The sequence below is a fragment of the Orrella sp. JC864 genome, assembly GCF_037026685.1.
Taxonomy (GTDB): domain Bacteria; phylum Pseudomonadota; class Gammaproteobacteria; order Burkholderiales; family Burkholderiaceae_B; genus Orrella.
In genome coordinates, this window is sequence record NZ_JBANET010000047.1 from 1 (window position 1) to 2515 (window position 2515).

Annotated in this window: 3 protein-coding genes; all 3 read left to right on the forward strand. The window is 66.1% G+C overall.

The features are described 5' to 3' along the window. The first annotated feature begins 60 nt into the window (after nt 1-60). From V8Z80_RS20800 to V8Z80_RS20810, 3 genes are read left to right on the forward strand one after another with little or no spacing between them, the layout of a single operon-like run. Nucleotides 61-825: a LamB/YcsF family protein gene (locus tag V8Z80_RS20800; RefSeq protein WP_336063325.1), complete on the forward strand. Its 765-nt coding sequence runs from the start codon at nt 61-63 to the stop codon at nt 823-825. Between the two features lie 2 nt (nt 826-827). Continuing rightward, nucleotides 828-1502, forward strand: a complete 675-nt coding sequence (gene pxpB, locus V8Z80_RS20805; RefSeq protein WP_336063327.1) for a 5-oxoprolinase subunit PxpB — start codon at nt 828-830, stop codon at nt 1500-1502. After that, entirely contained in the window at nt 1499-2470 is a 972-nt protein-coding gene (locus V8Z80_RS20810) for a biotin-dependent carboxyltransferase family protein (RefSeq protein ID WP_336063328.1), read from the forward strand. Before pxpB ends, V8Z80_RS20810 begins: the two co-directional genes overlap by 4 nt. Nucleotides 2471-2515 lie beyond the last annotated feature (45 nt).

The window sequence follows — 2515 nt, forward strand, 5'->3', positions numbered from 1 at the left end:
ATGCCGGGCATGGCCACTTGGCTGCCGCAGTGGATGCTTTGACAGAAAAGGATGTTCACCATGAAGACGATAGACCTGAATTGCGATATGGGAGAAGGCTATGGCGCCTACGAGATCGGTCAGGATGACGCCATGCTGGAAGTGGTATCCACCATCAATCTTGCATGCGGCTTCCATGCTGGCGATTTCTCCATCATGTCGCGGCTGTGCCGCGAGGCGGCCACCCGTGGCGTGGCGGTAGGCGCGCATCCAGGCTATCCGGATCTGTGGGGCTTTGGCCGGCGCAAGATGGCTTTCTCCGATGCCGACCTCGAAAACATCTTTGCTTACCAGATCGGCGCCGCGCAAGCGGTCGCGCGGCTCAACGGCCATATGCTGACACACGTCAAGGCCCATGGCGCCCTGGGTCATCTGGTGGCTGACGAGCCACGCATCGGCGAGCTGTTTGCCCGCGTGGTGGCACGACTGGATGATGCGTTGTTCGTCACGTCCATGACCCCCAGGGGGTTCGGCGATATCGCGGCCCGCGCCGGCCTGCGCGTGGCGCACGAGATCTATGCCGATCGTGCCTATATGGACGATGGCCGGCTGATGCCGCGCGGCCAGCCCGGCGCCGTGATACACGATGCCCAAGAGGCGGTGCGGCGCGTTCTGGAAATGGCCGAGGGCCGCTGCATTATTACAGCCACTGGCAAGCGTATCCCTGCGCCGGTCGACTCCATTTGCGTGCACGGCGACAGTCCCCAGGCCTTGCCGATAGCCCGGGCGATCCGCGATGCGTTGGAAGCCGCCGGCTGGCGCATTCAGCCATTCTGCCGCGCATGAGCATGTCGCCTTCGCTGCACCCCGATGCCCGGATCCAGGTCAGCGACCTCGGAGAGGCCGCCTTGCTGTTCGACAGTGGCGGCGAGCCCAGTGTGCAGGGGCAACTGCGCATCCGCGCGCTGGCAGCGCAGGTCGGCGCATGGCCGTACGTGCGGCATGTGCGTCCGGGCGTGGGCAATCTAATGGTCGGTTTCGACCCCGAGCGAACCACCCGACTCGCCCTTGAGCCCTTGTTGCGTGCGGCGTGGACCGAGGTCAAACCCGAAGCTCAGGTGGGCAAGCAGGTCGACGTGCCGGTACGCTATGGTGGCGACGACGGCCCGGACTTGGCCGAGCTCGCGCGGGCTTGCGGGTTGACCCCCGCCCAGGCCGTGCAGTGCCATGTCGACGGCAAGTACGTGGCCGCTGCGATCGGTGCGCTGCCCGGCTACCCCTATTTGCTGGGGCTGGATCCCCGGTTGAATCTGGGCCGCCGCGCTTCACCCAGGGTGAGCGTGCCGGCCGGTTCCATCGTGATTGCAGGCGGCATGTGCGGCATCATCACACGCACGTCCGCATCGGGCTGGCACGTTATCGGCCGCTCCGAGCTTGATTTTTTCGACCCGCAGCGCGAGCCGCCCGTGCTGATAGCGCCTGGCGATACGGTTCGTTTCGTGGCCGTGCAGGATGCCGCATGATCCGGATCCTCGATGGCGGTCCGCTGACGACGGTGCAGGACCTGGGACGATATGGTTTCGAAACACTGGGCGTGGGCCAGGCCGGCGCCATGGACGCCCTGGCGTTGCGCGCAGGCAATCTCCTGGTGGGCAATGCGCCGCAGGCCGCGGGCTTGGAGATCACGTCCACACCTTTCGCATTGCGCTTCGAACATGCGGCGCGTTTTGCTGTAACGGGAGGCGACTATTACGCGGAGATCGACGGCCGGCCCTATCCGCCTTGGTGGAGCGCGACGGCAAAGGCCGGCCAGACTTTGCGCCTGCGCCGCGGCCCGCGTGGGGGACGGGCGTACCTCTGTGTGGCCGGCGGTATAGGGGTGCCGCCTGTGCTGGGTTCGCGCAGTACCGACCTGAAGGCTGTTTTTGGCGGCCTGGACGGCCGTCGGCTACGTAAGGGCGATGCCTTGCCCTTGGGTCAAGAGGGGGGCGGCGATCCGCGCGAGGGCGCGTTCGGGCTGCTGCCGCCGCCGGACGGGATGGACGGACCATCGCGCGCGACGGTGCTGCGCATGTTGCCGGCGGCCGAGTACGCCCGATTGGACGAAGCCAGCCGGGCTGCTCTGCATGGGACCGCCTGGCGCATCTCGCCCGATAGCAATCGCATGGGTTATCGCCTGCAGGGCCCGGCGCTACGGCTTTCGAAGTCGCTTGAACTGCGTTCTCACGGCATACTGCCCGGCGTGGTGCAGTTGCCGCCCGCCGGCCAACCCATCGTTCAACTGGCCGATGCCAATACGCTGGGCGGCTACCCGAAGCTGGGCGTGGTGATTCAGGCCGACCTGCGGCATCTGGCGCAGGCCCCCGTAGGTTCGTCGCTGCGTTTCGTATGTTGCGACGCCTTTGCAGCGCGGCAGGCTGCCGCGCAAGAGGACGAGTGCTTGCGGTGCTGGGCCGATGGCATCGCAATGCGGCATGCCGGCATACGCTGATACGGTCCGCACGCCGTATATCGATTTTCCATGGAAACAGAGCCA